This window comes from Salinimicrobium terrae DSM 17865 (assembly GCF_000424665.1).
In the GTDB taxonomy this organism is placed as follows: Bacteria; Bacteroidota; Bacteroidia; order Flavobacteriales; family Flavobacteriaceae; genus Salinimicrobium; species Salinimicrobium terrae.
Window position 1 is genome coordinate 173,023 of sequence record NZ_KE384222.1, and the last position, 21,353, is coordinate 194,375.

The 21,353-nt window shown below is 40.8% G+C and carries 22 protein-coding genes; 8 read left to right on the plus strand and 14 right to left on the minus strand.

The genetic code is table 11. The features are described from left to right. The 6 genes from H148_RS0115210 to rsfS all read right to left on the minus strand — a co-directional run bounded on the left by H148_RS0115210 (position 1) and on the right by rsfS (position 4,881). The gene (locus H148_RS0115210) at positions 1-312 is read right to left on the minus strand and encodes an acyl-CoA-binding protein (RefSeq protein ID WP_342663259.1); all 312 of its coding nucleotides are present in this window, start codon (positions 310-312) and stop codon (positions 1-3) included. Beyond that, positions 281-934, minus strand: a complete 654-nt coding sequence (locus tag H148_RS0115215) for a phosphatidylserine decarboxylase family protein (protein WP_029035569.1) — start codon at positions 932-934, stop codon at positions 281-283. The genes H148_RS0115210 and H148_RS0115215 overlap by 32 nt, the downstream gene beginning before the upstream one ends. Further along, positions 924-1,727, minus strand: a complete 804-nt coding sequence (locus tag H148_RS0115220; protein WP_029035570.1) for a phosphatidate cytidylyltransferase — start codon at positions 1,725-1,727, stop codon at positions 924-926. The genes H148_RS0115215 and H148_RS0115220 overlap by 11 nt, the downstream gene beginning before the upstream one ends. Before the next feature lies 1 nt (position 1,728). Then, entirely contained in the window at positions 1,729-2,340 is a 612-nt protein-coding gene (locus H148_RS0115225; protein WP_029035571.1) for an LUD domain-containing protein, read from the minus strand. Between the two features lie 100 nt (positions 2,341-2,440). Next, positions 2,441-4,492, minus strand: coding sequence for an ATP-dependent zinc metalloprotease FtsH (gene ftsH, locus H148_RS18070; protein WP_083961698.1), 2,052 nt, complete (start codon positions 4,490-4,492; stop codon positions 2,441-2,443). Positions 4,493-4,509: 17 nt separating this feature from the next. Next, the gene (gene rsfS / locus H148_RS0115235; protein WP_029035572.1) at positions 4,510-4,881 is read right to left on the minus strand and encodes a ribosome silencing factor; all 372 of its coding nucleotides are present in this window, start codon (positions 4,879-4,881) and stop codon (positions 4,510-4,512) included. A gap of 94 nt (positions 4,882-4,975) precedes the next feature. On the opposite strand from rsfS, the gene H148_RS0115240 reads away from it, so the two are divergent. Beyond that, on the plus strand, positions 4,976-5,707 hold the full coding sequence (locus tag H148_RS0115240) for a biotin--[acetyl-CoA-carboxylase] ligase (protein WP_029035573.1): 732 nt from the start codon (positions 4,976-4,978) through the stop codon (positions 5,705-5,707). Here H148_RS0115240 and H148_RS0115245 read toward each other — a convergent pair. Together H148_RS0115245 and pyrE are read right to left on the minus strand one after the other, a co-directional pair. After that, positions 5,704-6,096, minus strand: coding sequence for an orotate phosphoribosyltransferase (locus H148_RS0115245; protein ID WP_029035574.1), 393 nt, complete (start codon positions 6,094-6,096; stop codon positions 5,704-5,706). The genes H148_RS0115240 and H148_RS0115245 overlap by 4 nt on opposite strands. Before the next feature lie 3 nt (positions 6,097-6,099). Then, positions 6,100-6,741 (minus strand): orotate phosphoribosyltransferase, encoded by a 642-nt coding sequence (pyrE, locus tag H148_RS0115250; protein ID WP_029035575.1) that lies wholly within the window; start codon positions 6,739-6,741, stop codon positions 6,100-6,102. 7 nt (positions 6,742-6,748) lie between these two features. On the opposite strand from pyrE, the gene H148_RS0115255 reads away from it, so the two are divergent. After that, positions 6,749-7,378: an NUDIX hydrolase gene (locus H148_RS0115255; RefSeq protein WP_037325487.1), complete on the plus strand. Its 630-nt coding sequence runs from the start codon at positions 6,749-6,751 to the stop codon at positions 7,376-7,378. Here the strand turns inward: H148_RS0115255 and H148_RS0115260 are convergent. Continuing rightward, positions 7,340-9,091, minus strand: a complete 1,752-nt coding sequence (locus tag H148_RS0115260; RefSeq protein ID WP_029035577.1) for a M14 family metallopeptidase — start codon at positions 9,089-9,091, stop codon at positions 7,340-7,342. The two genes, H148_RS0115255 and H148_RS0115260, sit on opposite strands and share 39 nt — an antisense overlap. A gap of 190 nt (positions 9,092-9,281) precedes the next feature. On the opposite strand from H148_RS0115260, the gene H148_RS0115265 reads away from it, so the two are divergent. After that, positions 9,282-11,591 carry a TonB-dependent receptor domain-containing protein gene (locus H148_RS0115265; RefSeq protein WP_245583437.1) on the plus strand — a complete coding sequence of 770 codons (2,310 nt, stop codon included), beginning with the start codon at positions 9,282-9,284 and terminating at the stop codon, positions 11,589-11,591. A gap of 69 nt (positions 11,592-11,660) precedes the next feature. Here the strand turns inward: H148_RS0115265 and coaD are convergent, their stop codons facing one another. Both coaD and H148_RS0115275 read right to left on the minus strand, forming a co-directional pair. Continuing rightward, on the minus strand, positions 11,661-12,113 hold the full coding sequence (gene coaD, locus H148_RS0115270; protein ID WP_029035579.1) for a pantetheine-phosphate adenylyltransferase: 453 nt from the start codon (positions 12,111-12,113) through the stop codon (positions 11,661-11,663). 39 nt (positions 12,114-12,152) lie between these two features. Continuing rightward, the gene (locus tag H148_RS0115275; RefSeq protein ID WP_029035580.1) at positions 12,153-13,130 is read right to left on the minus strand and encodes a D-alanine--D-alanine ligase; all 978 of its coding nucleotides are present in this window, start codon (positions 13,128-13,130) and stop codon (positions 12,153-12,155) included. 101 nt (positions 13,131-13,231) lie between these two features. Here H148_RS0115275 and H148_RS0115280 point away from each other — a divergent pair, with 101 nt between their 5' ends. The 5 genes from H148_RS0115280 to H148_RS0115300 all read left to right on the plus strand — a co-directional run bounded on the left by H148_RS0115280 (position 13,232) and on the right by H148_RS0115300 (position 20,213). Beyond that, entirely contained in the window at positions 13,232-13,867 is a 636-nt protein-coding gene (locus H148_RS0115280; protein ID WP_029035581.1) for a PASTA domain-containing protein, read from the plus strand. After that, positions 13,836-14,912 (plus strand): RluA family pseudouridine synthase, encoded by a 1,077-nt coding sequence (locus H148_RS0115285; protein WP_029035582.1) that lies wholly within the window; start codon positions 13,836-13,838, stop codon positions 14,910-14,912. The genes H148_RS0115280 and H148_RS0115285 overlap by 32 nt, the downstream gene beginning before the upstream one ends. A 105-nt stretch (positions 14,913-15,017) precedes the next feature. Then, on the plus strand, positions 15,018-15,779 hold the full coding sequence (gene yaaA / locus H148_RS0115290; RefSeq protein WP_029035583.1) for a peroxide stress protein YaaA: 762 nt from the start codon (positions 15,018-15,020) through the stop codon (positions 15,777-15,779). 150 nt (positions 15,780-15,929) lie between these two features. After that, positions 15,930-19,379, plus strand: a complete 3,450-nt coding sequence (locus tag H148_RS0115295; protein ID WP_029035584.1) for a pyruvate carboxylase — start codon at positions 15,930-15,932, stop codon at positions 19,377-19,379. A gap of 162 nt (positions 19,380-19,541) precedes the next feature. Further along, a complete protein-coding gene (locus H148_RS0115300) occupies positions 19,542-20,213 on the plus strand; it encodes a uracil-DNA glycosylase family protein (protein ID WP_029035585.1) in 672 nt (223 codons plus the stop codon). Here H148_RS0115300 and H148_RS19060 read toward each other — a convergent pair. The 3 genes from H148_RS19060 to trpA all read right to left on the minus strand — a co-directional run bounded on the left by H148_RS19060 (position 20,210) and on the right by trpA (position 21,338). Continuing rightward, entirely contained in the window at positions 20,210-20,344 is a 135-nt protein-coding gene (locus H148_RS19060) for a 30S ribosomal protein THX (RefSeq protein ID WP_083961700.1), read from the minus strand. The two genes, H148_RS0115300 and H148_RS19060, sit on opposite strands and share 4 nt — an antisense overlap. After that, positions 20,344-20,490 carry a hypothetical protein gene (locus H148_RS18715; protein ID WP_169578581.1) on the minus strand — a complete coding sequence of 49 codons (147 nt, stop codon included), beginning with the start codon at positions 20,488-20,490 and terminating at the stop codon, positions 20,344-20,346. The genes H148_RS19060 and H148_RS18715 overlap by 1 nt, the downstream gene beginning before the upstream one ends. An 80-nt stretch (positions 20,491-20,570) precedes the next feature. Further along, positions 20,571-21,338, minus strand: a complete 768-nt coding sequence (gene trpA / locus H148_RS0115315; protein WP_029035586.1) for a tryptophan synthase subunit alpha — start codon at positions 21,336-21,338, stop codon at positions 20,571-20,573. Positions 21,339-21,353: the final 15 nt, after the last annotated feature.

Below are 21,353 nucleotides of genomic sequence, written 5' to 3' on the forward strand. Positions count from 1 at the left end.
TCACTTATCAAGAATAATCTTCTTAACAAGTTCAATATATGCTTTTTTGGCTTCAAGTTGAGACATGTCTTTGACCTGGAGCAACGCATTTAATTTAAAAGCATTCTTGACCTCACTGTCTCCGGAGGGAATATATGCCCGGGTGTGCTCTGTAGCCTGTTTGTAATAAGCATACAGTTTAAGCATAATATCTGGGGGGAACTTTTTAGAAGTCGTACTGGCTTTATCATAAGCTCTTAAGAATTCCCGGTCAACATCTTCGGAAGTCATTACTTCAGGATTAGGATACTGTGGCGAGGAGACTAATTCCACCTTTTACTTTTTGATTCAGTTTAACTTCCAGGGGAGTACCTAAGGGAAGAAATACATCCACCCTTGAGCCAAATTTTATAAAGCCACTGTCGCTTCCCTGTGCTACTTCTTCACCTACTTTGGCGTAATTTACTATTCGTTTTGCCAAAGCACCGGCAATCTGCCTGTAGAGGATTTCTCCGGACACCTTATTCTCAACGACTACTGTTGTACGCTCGTTCTCTTCACTTGCTTTTGGATGCCATGCAACAAGGTATTTACCTGGGTGATATTCGCTGTATTTTACAACTCCTCCCACAGGGTGCCTGGTGACATGTACATTTATGGGAGACATAAAAACTGAAATCATTAAACGTTTATCCTTAAAATATTCTTTTTCAAAAACTTCTTCAATAACGACTACCTTTCCGTCAACCGGTGCGATTACATGTACATCATTAACCTCTGTATTTCTTTTAGGATTCCTGAAGAATTGGAGAACCAGGAAGAACAGTAGGATAGAGGCAATGAGAACAGCCACCCTAATCCAATAGGTGAAAATAAATGTTTGTGCAAGTAGGTTTACAATGATCAACAAGATCACTGCCGTACCCATAATTTTATATCCTTCTTTATGAAACATAGTTAAGTAGTTGTAAGTAGGCGTAAACAAATGGGCTCGCGAAAATTATGCTGTCCAGCCTGTCAAATAAGCCGCCGTGTCCCGGCATAAGCCTCCCGCTATCTTTGACTCCCGCCTGACGTTTAAATTTAGATTGGATAAGATCTCCAAGGGTTCCAAAAATACTTAATATCACCGCCATTCCTATCCAGGTATGAATGTTGAGTAAACCTGTAAAGAAATAAACCAAATAAGCGGCAATCGCACTAAAAACCAGCCCTCCCAGAAAACCTTCCACTGTTTTTTTGGGAGAGATCCTTTCAAAGAGTTTCTTTTTACCAAAGTTCTTACCTACAAGATAGGCAAAAGTATCGTTTATCCAAATTAGTACAAATATTCCTACCACCAGCTCAGGTGTAAAATCGCCGGTATAGCTTGGAATGAGTGTAAGAAAAATCATGGAGGCTATGAGATAGAAGATAATGATCACGTATTTCTTCTTTTCGAAAAGAGGAATTTTATTCACCAGCATTAGGTCCTTCACTAAAAAAAGATTAACAAAAATGGTGATCATTAAAAGAACAATAGTGGCATAAGGACTCCAGCGCATATAGCTAAAGAAGTAAAAAAGTCCAATGAGCAGCAAGTATCCAAGAATGCTTTTTAAATGGAGCAGGCGCTGCAGTTCCCTTAAGCAGATAACTCCGAATAAAAGAAAAAGAGTGGTAAAGGCAAACTCCGACGCGAATATGGCAACCACGAGTATTGAAACATACATGACTCCCGATAAACCCCGAATAATGTTTTCCTTCATATTACAGATCTTCCAGAAGCAGCAAATATAGGTTTTTTGTGCTACTTCCATAGCTCATGAAATCCCCTTCTTTGTTGTTCTCAAAATTCTTTATGGTTGTAATATTTGAAGGAATACGATCTTTATTTTTAAACTTAATACCTCTTAAACCTTCCCCAATTGCATCAACAAGTTTGCTGGTGGAGGCAAGAATGACAAAATTATAAGGTAATTCTTTTAGCTTCTTTTCCTTGATCTGGTTAGAGGAAATGAGAATAGATCCATCGTTTGCAATGAGATATTCACAGGTGCTAAGAAAGAAAGCTGCTTCACCAGAATGAGTGAATTCCAAATTCTGGTCGGAAAATTTATCCTTTAAATTTTGGTCAAAACAACAAGTTTCTTTTTCATACCAGTCATTTTCCAGCATGATGTTTTCAAATGTTTCTATTAACTCCTCGTTACTCTCACAATAAAGAAACTTGCCGCCATTGTTTTTGAAATTGAGCATGAAACGCTCATCCGTGGGGAGTTTAACATCTGGCATGTACTTGCTACGGTCAGAATTTTCTACTTTATCCTGACCCTTGTCTGATTTAGATTTAGGGTTTAAAAAGTTTCTAAATAGACTCATATAGGGTTTTTGGTTACTCAAGGTAGCATTTCACCCAAAGGTAAAAAATCTTAACTTACAGATTAAGATAAGTTAAGATTTTTTCCTTGTAATTATTATATTATTTTCCTTCGGAAGTTGGAGCGTCCTGGGGCTCTGAAGTTGGTGAGCCACCGGGGATTGTTCTTTTGGTAACCGTCTCTTCCTGTGTAGGCACCTGCTTTTCCTGGCTGTTCCCGTTCATTATTTCATCCCGGCTTTTGTATGGTCTCTTTCCAAAGATCTCCTCAAGGTTATCCTTAAAGATTACTTCTTTCTCCAGAAGGATTTCCGCTAGTTGAGTAAGTTTATCTTTGTTTTCTTCAAGTAGACTTATAGCTCTCTGGTACTGCTCTTCAATCAGATTTGAGATCTCTTTATCTATTAATTCTGAGGTTTTCTCACTGTATGGCTTTGTAAAGTTATATTCGTTCTGGCCCGACGAATCATGATAAGTGAGATTACCCACTCTCTCGTTTAATCCATAGACTGTCACCATAGCCCGTGCCTGCTTGGTCACTTTTTCAAGGTCACTAAGTGCTCCAGTAGAAATTTTATTGAATACCACTTTTTCGGCAGCACGTCCTCCCAGGGCAGCACACATTTCATCCAGCATTTGCTCTGGTCTCACAATAAGTCTTTCTTCAGGAAGATACCATGCCGCTCCCAGGGATTGTCCACGTGGTACAATAGTAACTTTTACTAATGGTGCAGCATGCTCAAGGATCCAGCTAACTGTTGCATGTCCCGCTTCGTGAAAAGCAATTGCCTGCTTTTCCTCGGGAGTAATAATCTTATTCTTTTTCTCAAGACCACCCACAATACGGTCCACTGCATCAAGAAAATCCTGTTTTCCAACGGCAGTTTTACCTTTACGTGCAGCTATAAGTGCTGCTTCGTTACAAACATTCGCAATATCGGCGCCTGAGAATCCAGGAGTTTGCTTTGCCATAAATTCGGTATCCAGCTCATCGGCAACTTTTTTAAGGGGCCGAAGGTGCACTTCAAATATCTCTTTTCGTTCTCTAACGTCTGGAAGGTCCACATAGATCTGTCTGTCAAATCTACCGGCACGCATAAGGGCCTTGTCAAGAACATCTGCCCTGTTTGTAGCGGCAAGAACGATTACGTTCGTGTTTGTGCCAAAACCGTCCATTTCGGTAAGTAACTGGTTAAGGGTGTTTTCCCGCTCGTCATTAGATCCCGAAAAATTGCTCTTCCCACGAGCACGTCCTATAGCATCAATCTCATCGATGAAAATGATGGCCGGGGATTTCTCCTTAGCCTGCTTAAACAAGTCTCTAACCCTTGAAGCTCCAACTCCTACAAACATTTCAACAAAATCAGATCCGGATAATGAGAAAAAGGGAACTTTGGCTTCTCCTGCCACTGCTTTTGCAAGTAAGGTTTTTCCTGTTCCCGGAGGTCCTACAAGTAAGGCTCCTTTAGGAATTTTTCCTCCAAGGTTGGTATATTTATCTGGATTTTTTAGGAAATCCACGATCTCCTGTACTTCTTCTTTTGCACCTTCGAGACCTGCAACATCTTTAAAGGATGTTTTTACATCTGTGTTTTGGTCGAAAAGCTTCGCTTTGGATTTACCGATGTTGAAAATCTGCCCCCCGGCACCTCCTCCGGCACCTCCACTCATGCGTCGCATAATGAAGATCCAAATTCCAATGATGAGGATAAACGGTAATAAGGTTAAAAGTATGTCTCCCCACACATTTTGATGGGTTTCAAATACCACCGGAGTATCAATATTAGTTTCGGCTTTTACTTCTCTTATATCATCCTCCAGGTTTTGAAGATCACCAAATTCGAAAGTGTAGGCAGGAGATTCTCCCCCCGGGAAAAGCCCATCCTGAACTGCTTGTTGGTGTTCTTCTTCCGCTTTTGCTTCTTCGGTAAGAAATACTTTCGCCTGATTGCGGTTTACAATTACCACTTTCTGTACGTCTCCATCTCTTAAATAAGTCAGGAATTCAGCAGGATTTGTTTTGGCAGGTTCATTGAATCCGCTTCCGCTGAAGAAATTGATCCCAATAAAAACGAGTATTATCGCAGCATAAATCCAGTATGCACTGAATTTTGGTTTTTTGGGTTCTTTATTTTTAGGTTGCTCTTTGGCCATGCGTTCTTTCTTAACTCTTAATAATTTGTTTCAATTGAGGTGGATTTAGCATCCCCCCAAAGACTTTCAATATCGTAAAATTCTCTTATGTGTTTTTGAAAAACGTGTACTACTACACTTACGTAATCCATTAGTACCCACTCGGCATTGTCCGATCCTTCAATATGCCAGGGTTTATCTTTCAGTGATTTACTAACAGTCTTTTGAATGGAATTAACAATGGCGTTTACCTGCGTGTTTGAAGTTCCATTGCAGATAATAAAATAATCGCAAACTGTATTTTCTATTTCCCGTAAATCAAGAATATCAATGTTATTTCCTTTAACTTCTTCGATCCCCTTGATTATATGTGATATAAGTATATCGTTGTTAGCTTCTTTTTTTGTCATTAAATTTATTTTCTTTGCGCAAAGTTATTACTTTTTAAGGTTTTTAAACCTCGGTTTTTCATAACATTTAACGCCAGCATTATCTGTTCTTCGTATGCACCTTATCAAAGTTAGTGCCATCAACTCCACCAATTCATTCACCCGGGAGCTCCTTAAAGAGAATCCTAATTTACCGCTCACCTGTGTCGTGGCTAAAAAACAGTTGGAGGGCAGAGGGCAACGAGGTACTTCCTGGACCGCCGAAGGGGATAAAAACCTCACTTTTTCGATCTTTTTACCACGCCCCGGGATAAATCCTGCACAACAATTTTTGCTCAGCGCAACAGTTGCATCATCACTAATTGTCGCCCTTAAAAAATTTCAACTGCCACGACTCTGTATCAAATGGCCAAACGACATCTTGTCAGCCAACCAGAAGATAGCCGGAATTCTTATTGAAAATGTTCTCGCTGAAGGAAAGGTGATGGGCTCTGTGATTGGAGTTGGTCTCAATGTAAATCAGGAGAGTTTCGAGAACCTGCCACAGGCCGCATCCATGAAAATTATTACGGGTCGTGATTTTAATTTGGAGGAAGTTTTGCAAATGGTTTTAGCCGAATTAGAAAAGGGGTTTGCAGAACTGTCAGAAAAAAACTCCACATCTATATTAAATAACTATAAAAATAATCTTTTTCGCAGGTCAGTTCCGTCCACCTTTAGGTACCCCGATGGGCAGCTCTTTACGGGAATGATTGTCGATGTCACCCCGGCAGGAAAACTGCGGGTGAAAAAAGACGAAGAGGAAATAGCTGAATTTGATCTAAAAGAGGTTAGTCTCTGCTATTAAATCTTTGCCAGGTTTTCAGATAAATTAGTGATGAACTTCTTAAGAGGCCCTTTTACCATCATTGCCATCATTGTATTAAACTTACCGTGGAAAAATAATTGCGCCGAGCTCTGGTTTTCTCCAAGAGATTCGATCTCAACGTCAAGAGAGAAATTAAATTTATCTGAAGTAGAACCCAGTTTTATATACTCCGGTTCACGCGTTTCTTTAATCTGGAGTGCAATCTCGGGCATTCCTTTTAAGGCAAAAGCAAAGGTATCCTGAGATTTTACTTCAAATTTCTCTTTGCTCTCGGGCATGATCTGTTCGTAGTTGCTCACATCTGTGAGGAAATTAAACAATTCCTGCTGGCTTTTTTGTACTGTTACTTTGTCACTCTGTAATTCCATAGCTTATCTTTTCCAGTTAGCCGGATCTTTGTGCCAGCTTTTCAAAAGCTCGCTTTCGGCTTGATTTATATAATTAGTTTTTAAAGCTACTTCCAGGAGGTAATCGTAGTTACTCAGGGTGTGCAGCTCAATATTTGCTTCTTCAAAGTTATTATTGGCGGTCTCAAATCCATAGGAGAAAATAGCCAGCATGCCTTTTATTTGAAGGTTGGCATCCTTCAGGGCTTTGACAGCGTTGAGGCTACTTTTCCCCGTACTTATAAGATCCTCAATGACCACTACTGTTTGCCCGTCCTCAATTTTTCCTTCAATTTGGTTCTTTCGACCATGGGATTTTGCTTCGGGACGAACATAGGCAAATGGCAGGCTCAGGTATTCGGCAACCAGCATTCCTATACCTATGGCTCCGGTGGCCACTCCCGCAATGACATCAGCCTTTCCATAGAGCTGTTCTACCTGTCGGGCCATATGTTCCCGCACAAAATTGCGGATTGGAGGATAGGAAAGTATAACACGATTGTCGCAATAGATGGGAGAATTCCATCCGCTCGCCCAATTAAAGCCTTGTTGTGCATCTAATTTTATTGCCTTAATTTGCAATAGTAACTCAGCAGTTTTGCGAGCCGTTTCCTTGTCTAAAATCATACTGCAAATGTATAAAGTTTTTGTAAATGATATTCCTATTATTCTCTCAACGGAAAAGGATTTGGGTGAAAAATATGTGTCAATTCCGTTAAAAGAAGTTAAATTAAAAAGGATCATTAAAAAGATCAACAAAGGCAAACTGCTCTACGTTAACCTTTACCATGAAAAAAAAGAGAAGCTGCTAAAACACCTTTTTAAGAAGTTACCTGTAGTTACTGCCGGGGGAGGATTGGTGCTAAATCCGCAGAAGGAGGTGCTGTTTATTTATCGCAATGGACGGTGGGATTTACCAAAGGGAAAGGTGGAAAAAAATGAAAGCATAGAAGCTGGTGCTATTCGCGAGGTAGAAGAGGAGACGGGCGTAAAAGACCTGAAGATATCCAAATTCCTTTTGGCCACCTATCATATTTTTCAGAGAAAAGGACGCTACAGGCTTAAAGTCACATACTGGTACGAAATGATGACCGATTATGACGGGGAGCTTATTCCGGAAGAAAAAGAGGGCATTAAAAAGGTAAAGTGGAAAAACATGGAGAAGGCGCAAAAAGCTCTTACAAAATCCTACGCCAATATAAAACTGCTCTTTCCTGAAGAAATTTTACCTGTTCACTCTAAAGACGGGATATCTCAAATGTGATTTTTCATAATGATCACTTTTTTTATGTATCCAATCCAGCTGCGCGTACCAGTTTTCTGCAAATTCGGGTTCATTTGATTTCTTTGCCAGGAATTCTTCTTCGATTTCAGGATGATCATCTAAAAATTCCCTTGCTACCTCTTCAAAGACGTAAGGAGAAAAACCTTCCTTTTGCTGCAGGATGCTATCAAAGAAATTCCATTTAAAGAAAGAATCTGGAGCTTGTGGTTCCAGGGTTGCCAAAAGATATTTTGCGGCCTTTTGGTTTAGAGGTATGAATACATCACCTTCTCTTACCATAACTTTTTCCCTGCTGCTTTCCACTTCTACGTTTGAGTGCGGGTAATGACCTTCATAAGCCGTGTTCCTGGTCTCGTAATCCTTAATTCTATAAACTTCCAAAGTCATACTCGTATCTTTTTCGAACGGGATCATTGTGACATTGTTTAGTTCCAGTAAATTTAAAACCGGCCACCATGCCTGTGGTACAATGTATCCCTGGGGCATTTTTACTTCACGTGTTGCTGTAAAATTATCATAATAATCTACAGGCTTGGTGAAAGGACGTGTGATGTCGTATCTTAATCGTTCAAAGCCTGTAACCTGACTGGGAATTCTTTCTGCTTCATAGCCTTTGAATTGAAGAGTGGAAACCATACTGCTGTCTACTTTAAAGTCAAAAGCATAAGTGTTCATTTCTTGAAACTCTTTTAAATTCCGCTCCCGCAGCTTTTTAATTAATTCAGCATCTTCATCGGCGATGTCGATCATAGATCGTAAGAATTCATAGGTGCCCAAAACCCTTTGATCGTATGGCTTGAGCATATGGGTTTCGATCATTACACCTAAAGTATTCCAAAGAGCGGCATAACCTGTGGAGTATCGGGGAGTATCAAGGAACTGTGAAAATCCCTTTTCAGGAACATCACCAAAGACGTTTACATAAGGAGTTGTCTCCCAGTCTTTCTTTTGCAGAGCTTTTTCAAGCGCAGGTCGTAATTCGGTCTTGAGGTAATTTCCTAGAGGACCGCCCATTTGGTCGTGCTGTGTAAAAAGGTGAGTAAGGATATATTGGTAATCCGCTCCGTTACTTACATGGGTATCTATAAAAATATCGGGATTTACCATGTGGAAGATTTCGTAAAAGCTTCGGGTATTTTTAGTGTCGGCCTTGATGAAGTCGCGGTTGAGGTCGTAGTTTTGTGCATTTCCGCGGAAACCGTAAGACTTGGGTCCGCTTTGATTGGTACGGGTAAACGAATTTCGATTTAAAGCACCCCCAACATTATATACAGGTATTGCAGCAATTATTGTATTTTCGGGAAGCGCTATAGAATCTTGTGCAAGATCCCTGAACAACATCATCGTAGCATCGATCCCGTCGCTTTCCCCGGGGTGTATTCCGTTATTGATCATTACAATGCTGTTGTCCTCCCGACTACTTTCAAAATCAAATTCGCGGTTGCGACTATAAGTAACAAGATGCAGTGGTTCTCCACTATCGGTTTCTCCAATTCTTTGAAGGTTTATCGTGGAATATACAGCAGCCAGGTCTTCGTAATAATCAATAATTTCGGTATAGGTGGCAGTCTCGGTCCCACCAGATTTTTCAAAAACGGTAGTAAAATCGTAATCCTGTTCCAGAATGTAATTTGAAAAATCACAGGAACCAAGCCCAAGTGCGAAGATCGCCAGAACCAGAATCTTTTTCATGCAGGGGTTTTTAATAGCTGTAAACATAAAGAAAAACTTCAAAAGCTTAAAGAATTGCTAAGAATAAAGCAGGTTTTCCCAAACCTTAGAAAAAGCTTATTTTAGCTAAGGCTTTGTCGTAATTAAAGAGAAAGGTTTCAAATGTGACATTTTTGAAACTCTTTATAACCAGAATTTTAAAATATAGATCTTGAATAAATACCTGTTCCTGCTGTGCACCTTCTTTTTCTTCGGAAATCTCTCCGCTCAGAATATTAACGGAAAAGTAATTGATGCATTCACAAATAAACCTATTGAAAATGTGAAAATAACTTCGGAAGATTCTTCGGAAGCTGTTTTTTCTGACGCTTCCGGGGCCTTTTCTTTTTCTGCAGAAAATCTGCCCGTAAATCTCATTTTTGAATATCCGAATTATAGCCGGAAAGTTCTGCTGGTCAATTCTGCTTCCAATAATTTATCTGTATTTATGGCACCTTCTGAAGGTTCCCTTTCCGAAGTAGTGCTTCGCAGTACAATTATTCCGCAGGATTTACTGGAAACTCCGGCGGCTGTTTCCGTCTTAAGCGGGGAGGAGCTACAAAGATTTGATGAGACAAATATCATGCAGAATTTTAGCACGGTAGCAGGTGTTAGTGTGCACCAGGGAGCTTTAAACACAAACAAAATGAGTATTCGAGGGGTTGGCGCCCGTTCCCAGTACAGCACTAATCGTGTTAAAGCTTATTTTATGGAGATTCCCATCTCCAGCGCCGAAGGCGAAACTACACTTGATGACCTGGATCCAGAGGTTGTTGATCGTGTCGAGATCATTAAAGGCCCTACTTCCAGTGTTTATGGGGCAGGTCTTGGCGGAGTGATCACTCTTTTTCCTGCACGGGCAGAGGAGCAGGGCACACAGGCAAAGGTCAAGGGCACCTACGGGGACTACAATTTAATACGAGGAACTGTACAGGCCTCTCATGCATCGGAATCTACAAATTTAGTGGCAACCTATAACCACGTGGAAACCGATGGCTGGCGTGATAATTCAGCTTATAATCGTGATTCCTTTACCATGTTTGGACAGACCGCAGGGGGAGAGAATGGTGAATTTTCTGTACTGGGACATTTTGTAAGGCTTAAAGCTTATATACCAAGTTCCCTAAACCTTGAAACTTTGCTTACAGATCCTTCTTCGGCAGCATTTACATGGGCGGCGGCACAAGGATATGAGTCTTATGATAAAGGTTTGCTGGGACTTTCCTACCGCTATACCTTTTCTGAAGCACTTTACAATACCACAAGTATTTATGGCACTTTTAGGGATGCCTATGAACCAAGGCCGTTTGACATCCTCAATGAAAGCCAGACAGCTTTGGGGGCCAGAACAAAGTTTAACCTGGACGGGGAATTTCTTGATTTGCCTTCCCGGGTGAGCTTTGGGATGGAGTTTTACAATGAATGGTATGACATTGCTACTTATGAGAATCTTTATGAGCAATTTGAGGATGCAGGCAGTGTTCCGGGAGTTTACTTAAGCCACAATGAGCAGGACCGGAATTACTATAATTTCTTTTTTCAGTGGAATTTACAGGTCACCCCCAAACTAAAGCTGGAGGCCGGACTGAATTTAAATTCTACCTCCTATGAGCTAAGTGATTTGTATGAGGAAGATAACGTAGACCAGTCGGGAGAGTATGGTTTTGATGATGTACTTTCACCAAGGTTTGGTGTAGTATATTCGGTTGTTCCCGAAAAGAATTTTTACGCTTCTGTTAGCCATGGATTTTCCACTCCCACAGTAGCCGAAACGCTTACTCCCGACGGTTTGATTAACACCAACCTAAGGCCTGAAACTGGAATAAATTATGAAGTAGGATTTAAAGGTAATTTTCTGAATAACCGCCTGTATGCTGAAATTGCGGCTTTTTCGATACAGGTAGATAATCTTTTAGTGGCCGAGCGTGTGGCCGAAGATCAATATATAGGACGCAATGCCGGTAAAACAGATCATAATGGACTGGAGCTGGTACTGAATTACAATTTCCCCATATTTTCGGCACTTCGGGCCAGAACTTTTGTCAATGCAGCTTACAATTCTTTTAAATTTGATGTGTTTATAGATGAAGAGGAAGATTTCTCCGGAAATGATCTCCCGGCAGTTCCCCAGGAAACTTTAAATGCAGGATTGGATCTAATTACTTCCTACGGTTTTACCCTACGCACCACATACCAGTTTGAAGGAGAAATGGCTTTGAACGATGCCAATACAGAATTCAGGGATTACTACAATCTGCTGCATTTCAAAGCTTCTTTGGAGCCCCTGGAGGTCTTAAGGCCTGGTGTAATGAATAGTTGGGAAATTGAGCTTTTTGGAGGGGTAAATAATGCGCTGGATGAACAATATGCTGCTTCGGTAATACCAAATGCCGTAGGCTTTGGTGGTAATGCTCCGCGCTATTTCTATCCAGGGATGCCGCGGAACTTTTATGGAGGACTGTCAGTGAGCTATAACTTTTGAGAAACTAGGTTCTATAATAGGACTTTTTTGATTTTATTCTTAGAATTCCGATTAACCATTAGGAAGTACCTACTTCCTCACAACATCAGGCACCATAAAATGGTAATCTCCGCCATTGCGTATCACATCCCGAACCACTGTGGAAGAAATATGGCTTTTTCCGGAGGAAGTGATAAAAAAAACAGTTTCCACTCCGCTTAATTTGAAATTAGTCTGTCCGATAGTCTTCTCAAATTCCAGATCATTTCCATTACGAAGTCCTCGCAGGATGAAACCGGAGTTTTGTTCTTTACAAAAGTCCACCGTCATACCTTTATAGGTCATGACCTTGATCTTTGGCTCATTTATAAAGGTCTCTTCTAAAAACCGCACCCGGTCTTCAAGTGAAAACATGTATTTTTTATCTGAATTTGTTCCAATGGCCAGGATGATCTGATCAAAAAGAGGAAGTCCGCGGTTGATGATATCTACGTGTCCCAGAGTGACAGGATCGAAAGAACCGGGAAAAACTGCTGTTTTCATTTTCAAAAAATTTATTCTAAAATAGACATTTTTGAGTACCTAGTATTTTAAGGCTGTTTCAATCGCACTACCAAAGAGGTCTTTTAAAGATATACCTGCGGCCTGGGCCTGCTGTGGAAGAATACTTGCTTCGCTTAATCCGGGGTTGGTGTTCATTTCAATAAAATGCGGCTCATTGTTATGGAAAATAAATTCAGATCGGGAAAAGCCTTTCATCTTCAGTTTTCGATAAATTAATTTTGCTATTTCCTGCACTTCCTTTGTCTGCTCTTCAGAAATTCGTGCCGGAGTGATTTCCTGAGACTTTCCGAGGTATTTTGCCTCGTAGTCAAAAAATTCATTTTCAGAAACAATTTCGGTGACAGGCAATGCAAAAATTTCCCCGTTGTGAGTGATTACCCCAACAGAAACTTCGATTCCATCAAGAAAAGATTCTATGATGATCTCATTATCCTCCTTAAAAGCGAATTTAGTGGCAGGGATAATGTCTTCACTGGATTTTACTTTTGTGATCCCAAAGCTGCTTCCGGCCTTGTTGGCTTTGACGAAACAAGGTAAGCCCACTTTTGAAATAATATCCTCGGGATCTATTTCATCCCCCTTATCGACAAAATAATTTTCTGCAGTTTTTATTCCGAAAGGTTTTAATACGCTTATAAGATCCCTTTTATTAAAAGTGAGTGCCGACTGGTAAAAATCGCAGGAGGTTTGCGGAATATCCAGCAGCTCGAGATAAGCCTGCAGCAAACCGTTCTCTCCCGGCGTACCATGGATTGTGTTAAAAACACAATCAAAAGTTATGAGTTTTCCGTCTATGGTCACCGTGAAATTACTTCGGTTAATGGGATAAGGTTCGTCATTTTCTCCAATGACAAACCACTCTTTTTGCAGGATGTGCACCCGGTAAGGGTTATATTTACTGCGATCAAGATTTTTATAAACAACATTCCCGCTGTTAATGGAGATGCGGTATTCACTGGAGAAGCCGCCCATGGCTATGGCTACATTTTTCTTCATAATTCAATATGGCCCAAATATTTTCGTTAACAAAAGTAGCGACTATAAATGAATGTCTCCAAACCCACCTGTTTTTATATCTTTGTTTTTTAAATTGACCTATGAGTTTTTTCCGATTTTTATTTAGCAAAACCTTTCTCATCCAGTTGGTTTTGGCAGTATTTGCGGTGGTTTTGATTGCTTTTATTATGCTGCAATGGTTGGATTATTCTACTAATCAGGATCAAAGAATAACAGTGCCCAATCTTGAACGTTTGTCCCTGGATAAGGTGGATGAACGGCTTACAGAATTGGACCTGCGCAGGGAGATCCTGGATTCTGCAAATTATAATCCCGATTTTCCTCCATATTCGGTGATCGACCAGGTTCCGCTTCCGGGGAAAGAGGTGAAGGAGAACAGAAAAATTTATTTGACACTGAACCCTTCAGGATTTACAAAAGTTGAAATTCCCGAAAAACTTATCGGCAGAACCCGCCGACAGGTAGAGCCAACTTTGCGCTCGTTGGGTTTTGAAATAGGAACAATTACTTATAAACCAGATGTTGCCAAAGAAGTGGTACTCGAAATGCGTCACCGGGGACAACTGCTGGAGCCGGGAATGAAAATAATGAAAACTTCCAAAATTGACCTTGTATTGGCAGATGGCTCCCTGAGGTATGGCATGGATGAGGAGGAGGAACCTACAGCCGAAGAGCAAATTTTAAATGACCTGGAAGACGAAGAATATGATTTCTGATAATACAAATCCTGAGACCGACGAGAATGATGATGAGTTGTATGAGCATCACAGGTTTGTAGCCGATAAAGGACAGCAGCCTTTAAGGGTGGATAAATTCCTGATGAATTACATTGAGAAAGCTACCAGGAACAAGATACAAACTGCAGCAAAAGATGGAAATATTCACGTTAATGAAGTACCGGTAAAGTCAAATTACAAAGTAAAACCGGGAGACGTGGTACAGGTGCTGTTTGAACATCCACCTTATGAATTTCTTCTCACTCCCGAAAATATTCCGTTGGATATAGTTTATGAAGATGATTCCCTTCTCATTGTAAATAAACCGGCGGGAATGGTTGTGCACCCCGGTCATGGGAACTACAGCGGTACGCTCATTAATGCCCTGCTTTACCACTTCGATAACCTGCCGCAGAACAGTGATGAACGCCCAGGATTGGTGCACAGGATCGATAAAGATACGAGCGGACTTTTGGTCGTTGCAAAGACAGAAAGAGCGATGACAAAACTGGCAAAACAATTTTTTGACAAAAGTAGTGAGCGGGAGTATGTTGCCTTGGTTTGGGGTAACGTAGAAGAGGATGAAAGGATTGTTGAAGGGAACATAGGGCGTCACCCAAAGAACCGGCTTCAGAATACCGTTTATCTGGGAGAGGATGAAGAAAAAGGTAAACCCGCAGTAACGCATTTTAAGGTCCTTGAAAGGTTTGGATATGTAACTTTGGTTTCCTGTCAACTTGAGACAGGACGTACCCACCAGATAAGGGTTCATATGAAGCACATTGGTCATACGCTATTTAACGATGAGCGGTACGGTGGAGACAAAATCCTGAAGGGAACAACTTTTACAAAATACAAGCAGTTCGTAGAGAATTGTTTTAAGGTTTTGCCAAGGCAGGCGCTGCATGCCAAAACCCTCGGCTTCAAACATCCCGAAACCGGGGAATGGCTAAGATTCGATTCTCCTGTTCCGCAGGATATACAGGATTGTATTGAACGGTGGAGGAATTATGCAAAAAACCAAAAGGAATTCATTGACGAATAGAGTTTTTTGATAAGCCCATCAACAGGAAAAAACGATCCCGTCAGGAAATCTTGTCGGGATTTAATATTTTTGAGAGGTAAAAGAAAAACTATCTAAGAAAATTCCATGAAAATAGTTGTATCCCCCGCCAAGACCCTTGATTACCAATCTAAACTACCAACTACCAGAGGCACTCAACCTTCTTTTCTCGAGACCACCGCTACTATTAACCGGAAACTGGCAAGAATGTCGAAAAAAGAGATTGCAGATCTTATGGATATCAGCGATAAGTTAGCCGATCTTAATTATAACCGTTACCAGGAGTTTTCTGAAGAACATACCAAACAAAATTCGCGTCCCGCAGCTTATGCTTTTGACGGGGATGTGTATACAGGTCTTGATGCATATACCATTCCTCTCGAAAAAATCGATTTTATGCAGGATTCCTTGCGGATCCTTTCCGGGTACTACGGAATTTTGAGACCGCTGGATCTAATTCAGCCATACCGCCTGGAGATGGGAACGTCTTTACCTGTAGGTCGCAAAAAGAATCTTTACGCAGTATGGCAGGAAAAAGTGACAGAGTTTTTAAATAAAGAACTCGGTGAAGATGAGTTATTCGTGAACCTTGCGAGTCAGGAATATTTTAAGGCTGTAGATACTGCTAACCTTAAAGCGCCGGTAATTTCACCGGTATTTAAAGACTTTAAAAATGGAAAATTAAAGATCATCAGCTTTTTTGCGAAGAAAGCCAGGGGTTCTATGGCAAGATATATTATTGAGACAGAGGCACAGACGCTTGATGAACTTAAAGCATTTGACTATGACGGCTACCTCTTTTCGGCTGAAGAAACTTCAAACGAAAACGAGCCTGTTTTTACTAGGTAACTTCAGAAGCAGTTTATTGTTAAAGTATTTAAAAAAGCGGTGTGACACCGCTTTTTTCTTTTTAATTTCTGAAATTAGATGAGGTTCCAAAAATGCCATTTTTGAGGAGCCTTCAGAAACACCATTAATTATTAAAAGCAACTTCAGAAAATGAAAATTAAAAAGGTTTTAGTAGCGAACAGAGGAGAAATAGCCATACGAATTTTTAGAGCATGTACAGAGATTGGTCTGAGAACCGTGGGGATCTATACCTTCGAGGATCGCTACTCCCTTCACAGATACAAGGCCGATGAGGCGTACCAGATAGGGGCAGACAAAGACCCTCTTAAACCTTACCTGGACGTAGATGGTATTATTAAAGTGGCTAAAAAAAATGGAGTTGACGCCATTCATCCCGGTTACGGATTTCTATCTGAAAATGCCGAATTTGCGAGACAATGTGAGGAAAATGATATAATTTTCATAGGACCAAAAGTTTCTGTTCTCAAATCTTTAGGAGATAAGGTCAAAGCCAAGGAAGTTGCTGTAAAAAATGATATTCCGGTAATACGGAGTAATGAGAAAGACCTTACGACTGTAGAGATAGCACTGGAAGAAGCTGAAAAAATTGGATATCCGGTGATGCTGAAAGCAGCATCGGGTGGAGGTGGCCGCGGAATGCGGGTTATTCGATCTGAGGATGACCTGAAGAATGGTTTTAATGAATCAAGGAGAGAAGCCAAAAATGCTTTTGGGGATGACACGGTTTTCCTGGAGAAATTCGTGGAAGATCCTAAGCATATTGAAATTCAAATTGTAGGGGACCATCATGGCAACCTGGTGCACCTTTTTGAACGGGATTGTTCAGTACAGCGGAGGTATCAAAAGGTGATCGAATTCGCTCCCTCCATGGACCTTGACGAAAAAGTAAAACAGAATCTTTACGATTATGCGGTCAAACTGTGTAAGGCTGTGGACTACAACAATATTGGAACCGTAGAATTCCTTGTAGATAAAAGTGGAGAGATCTTTTTTATTGAGGTGAATCCGCGCATACAGGTGGAACATACCGTTACGGAGATCATAACCAATATTGATCTTGTGAAAGCCCAGCTCTTCATTGCAGGCGGTTACAAACTCAGTGATAAACAGATCAAAATTGAAAGCCAGGAATCTATCAAGATCAGTGGCTATGCATTACAATGCCGAATTACTACCGAAGATCCTACCAACGATTTCAAACCCGATTATGGCACAATTACAACCTATAGAAGTGCTTCAGGTTTTGGAATTAGGCTTGATGCGGGAAGTATATATCAGGGAGTAAAAGTTTCTCCCTTCTTTGATTCTATGCTGGTAAAAGTTTCAGCCAGCAGCCGTACTCTCGATGGTGCCTGCCGAAAAATGCGCAGAGCACTGGCCGAATTCAGGATAAGAGGAGTGATGACCAACATTGGATTTCTTGATAATATCCTGGCGCACCAAACCTTTAGGCAGGGAGATGTGACAGTGAATTTTATTAAAGAACATCCGGAACTTTTTCAAATCAAGAAGACCCGCAACAGGGCGACTAAGATGGTGAAGTTCCTGGGAGACGTGATCATCAATGGTAATGAAGACGTCAAAAACCCTGAAAAGAAAAAGTTTATTGCACCTGTAGTCCCTTCTTTTAAGGACGATGGCGGTTATCCAAAAGGAACTAAAAACCTTTTAACTGAATTTGGACCCGAAAAATTTTCCCGATGGTTGTTACATGAAGGCAAAGTACATTTTACTGATACTACTATGCGCGATGCACACCAGAGTCTTCTGGCCACCCGTATGCGTACCTATGACATGGAAAAAGTGGCTGAAGGTTTTGCACGAAACCATCCGGAAGTTTTCAGTATGGAAATATGGGGAGGCGCAACCTTTGATGTATGTATGCGTTTTTTAAAAGAAGATCCCTGGGAAAGATTGAGAAGGCTTCGTGCCGCTATGCCTAATGTTTTGATGCAAATGCTGTTGCGTGGTTCCAACGGAGTGGGCTATACTGCCTATCCCGATAATCTTATTGAAAAATTTGTAGAACAGGCCTGGGAAAACGGAGTAGATGTTTTCAGGATCTTTGACAGCCTTAACTGGATGAAGTCAATTGCGCCCTGTATTGAACATGTACGAAATCGTACTAACGGGCTGGCAGAAGGAACTATTTGCTACACGGGAGACCTAATGAATCCTAAAGAAACCAAATACAACCTCGAGTACTATGTTCAGTTGGGGAAAGATATTGAGAACGCAGGAGCTCATATAATCGGAATTAAAGACATGGCCGGGATTTTAAAGCCCGATGCTGCTTTTGAATTGGTATCGGCACTTAAATCCAGAATAAATGTTCCGATTCATTTACACACTCACGACACTTCATCCATACAGGCGGCCACTTATCTTAAGGCTATAGAAGCCGGGGTCGATGTAGTAGACGTGGCAATTGGTGGGCTGTCAGGACTTACATCGCAGCCAAATTTCAACTCCATTGTTGAAATGCTAAGGTTCCATGACCGGGGCAGAACTTTTAATACTGATAAGTTAAATGAATATTCCCAGTACTGGGAGGCAGTAAGACGTTATTACTACCCGTTCGAATCGGGACTAAAGGCAGGATCTGGTGAGGTCTATAAGCACGAAATTCCCGGGGGACAATATTCTAACTTAAAACCGCAGGCAGAAAGTCTTGGACTGGCAGACCGGTTCCACGAGATTACTGAGATGTACAGCAAAGTTAATAAGCTTTTTGGTGATATTATAAAAGTTACGCCAAGTTCAAAGGTAGTTGGAGATATGGCGCAGTATTTAGTAAGCAATAATCTTTCAATTGAAGACGTACTGGAAAAAGGAGAGGACATTTCTTTCCCGCAATCTGTAAAGAGTTTCTTTAGAGGAGATCTTGGTCAGCCTTACGGTGGATTCCCCGAAAAAATTCAAAAAATTGTTCTGAAAGATGAAAAACCATACACCGAAAGACCCAACGCTCATTTAGAACCTATCGATTTCGAAAAAGAGTTTGCTGAATTTGAAAAGACCTTTGGAGAAGGCATGGGAAGGGATGTAGAGATAACAGATTTCCTTTCCTATAAATTATATCCAAAAGTTTTTACAGATTTCTATAATCATCAGGTGGAATTTGGTGGCGTTATGAATATCCCCACTAAGAATTTCTTCTACGGAATGGAGCCGGGAGAAGAGATCATTGTAGACCTTGACCGGGGTAAAACCCTTTTGATCGAGTTCCTTTCTATTGGGGAAACCGATGAAGACGGAATGGCCAAAGTTTTCTTTAAGGTGAACGGCCAAACCAGGGCGGTTGAGGTGAAAGATGAATCGGTGAAAGTGGAAAAAGTTGTCCATCAAAAGGTTGACAAAGATGACAAAAAGCAAGTAGGAGCCCCGTTGCAAGGCGCATTATCCAATATTCAGGTGGAGCCGGGGCAAAAGGTGGAAAAGAATCAGCCGTTGTTTGTGATCGAAGCCATGAAGATGGAAACAACCATCACGGCCAACGCTTCCGGAGAAGTCGACAAGATCATCCTCAAAGAAGGTGACATGGTTTATGCGGATGACCTTGTAGTAGTTTTGAAGTAATTGGGAAATGAACCAAGAGCCAAGAACCAGGAGCCAAGACTTGGAATTTCTTGTAGAATTTAAATTTTGATCAGATTGCGCGGATTTTTAATCTGTGCTGACCACGATATGGAATTAGCAACCATGCTGACAATAAATATTGAAAATTTTAAATCTTGAACCTTGAATTCTGAATTATTCCACCATACCCATCCTTATAGACCCTTCATCCCAGAAAACGCGACAAAACTCATCGTCGGCACCTTACCGCCACCGCGTTTTACAACAAGGGAGTTAAAAGAAGGGGATGTGGATTTTTGTTACGGGAGCAGGGATGGTATGTTATGGCAAATTATTGACAGGATCTTTAATCTTGATCTTAAGTTTGAAAATACGCCCGAAGCTGTGAAACAACGCAAAGAATTTCTGGCTCGCAAAGGCATTGGGATCTGTGATACTGTGGAGAGCTGCAGAAGGGATAAAGTAGATGCGTCTGACCTTGGGATGCTTCATGTTGAATTGCGGGATCTTGTAGGCATTTTAAAAGAAAACGAGAAGATCGACACGTTACTGTTCACAGGTGGTAACAGTAAAAACGGACCGGAGTTCTTTTTCAGGAAGTTATTAAAAGAACAGGATATAAAGATTAAAGTAATATCAAATGATGTGCCGCGGGTGCACCAGTTCCTACTTGATGGACGTTCTATTAACACAGTTTCTCTTACTGCCCCTTCAGGATCAGCAAACAGGGCAATTGGGAGTATGGAGCTCTACAAGCATTTAAAAAAACAAAACCCTGAATTCAATACAATTGATTTCAGGGTCTTGCAGTATCGCCGGTTTTTTGAAGACTAGGCGCTTTCTTTTTCAAGAGGATTTTTTATTTGCTGAGGTTTTGTAGTAAATTTTCCTCTTTTAGGTCGTAGCTTACCAAAAGTATTGAGCGGAGTCTTACCTCCCTTGGTATTTTTTTCACCCTTACCCATTACTTTTTGTTCTGCTGATCTTTTATAGTATCTTTTTCAATATCAAACTCATTGGTTTCTCTATCACGGTTTCCTAATTCTCCACTTAAGGGATCATTATCACTGCGTCTTTTTCTTTTATCATGTTTATCTTCTATGCGTCCCATAACTTTAGTTTTTAAGTTCTTTTCAAGATAAGAAAATCATTACCCAAGCTCTATTAAAGCACTGTTAATAAGAGAGATGATTATCTTATGGTTTTAATAAAATTAGAGATCCCGGAAGTGCCGTGATCATTCAGTTGTTTAATAAATGCACTTCCAATTATAGCCCCGTTCGTTTCGGCTGTAGCTTGTTGAAAAGTCTCCCTGTCCTTTATCCCAAAACCGACAATAAGAGGGTTCTTTAATCCCATTTTTGACACCCGGTGGAAATACTTCTTTTGTTCTTCTCCAAAACCTTTTTTTCCTCCCGTGACTGCAGCAGTGCTCACCATATAAATAAATCCGTCTGATGCACTGTCGATCTCTTTTATTCTTTCTTCGGAAGTTTGAGGAGTAATAAGAAACACCGGAAGGAGATCATACTGCTGAAAAATCTCTTTGTATTGCAATTGATATTCTTCCAGCGGAAGATCCGGAATAATAAGTCCGTCAATACCAATTTCACTGCACTTGCGGCAGAATTTCTCCACGCCGTACTGAAGAATAGGATTAAAATATCCCATTATTAACAAAGGAATATCAATTGCTTCCCGATTATTTTCCAGCTGATTAAATAGCCTGGTGGTGGTCATTCCGCTCTTTAAAGCAGCTTCCGAACTTCTCTGGATCACAGGACCATCGGCAAGCGGATCACTGAACGGCAAGCCTATTTCCACCATGTCAACGCCGCTGTTCTGCAATTCCAGCAAAATACTAACTGTGTCTTCGGGTTCAGGATAACCTGCGGTAAAGTAGATGGAAAGCAGCTTTTTTGAAGGATTTTCCTGAAGTTTTTGTTTGATTCTGTTCATATCTCAGATTGAGAC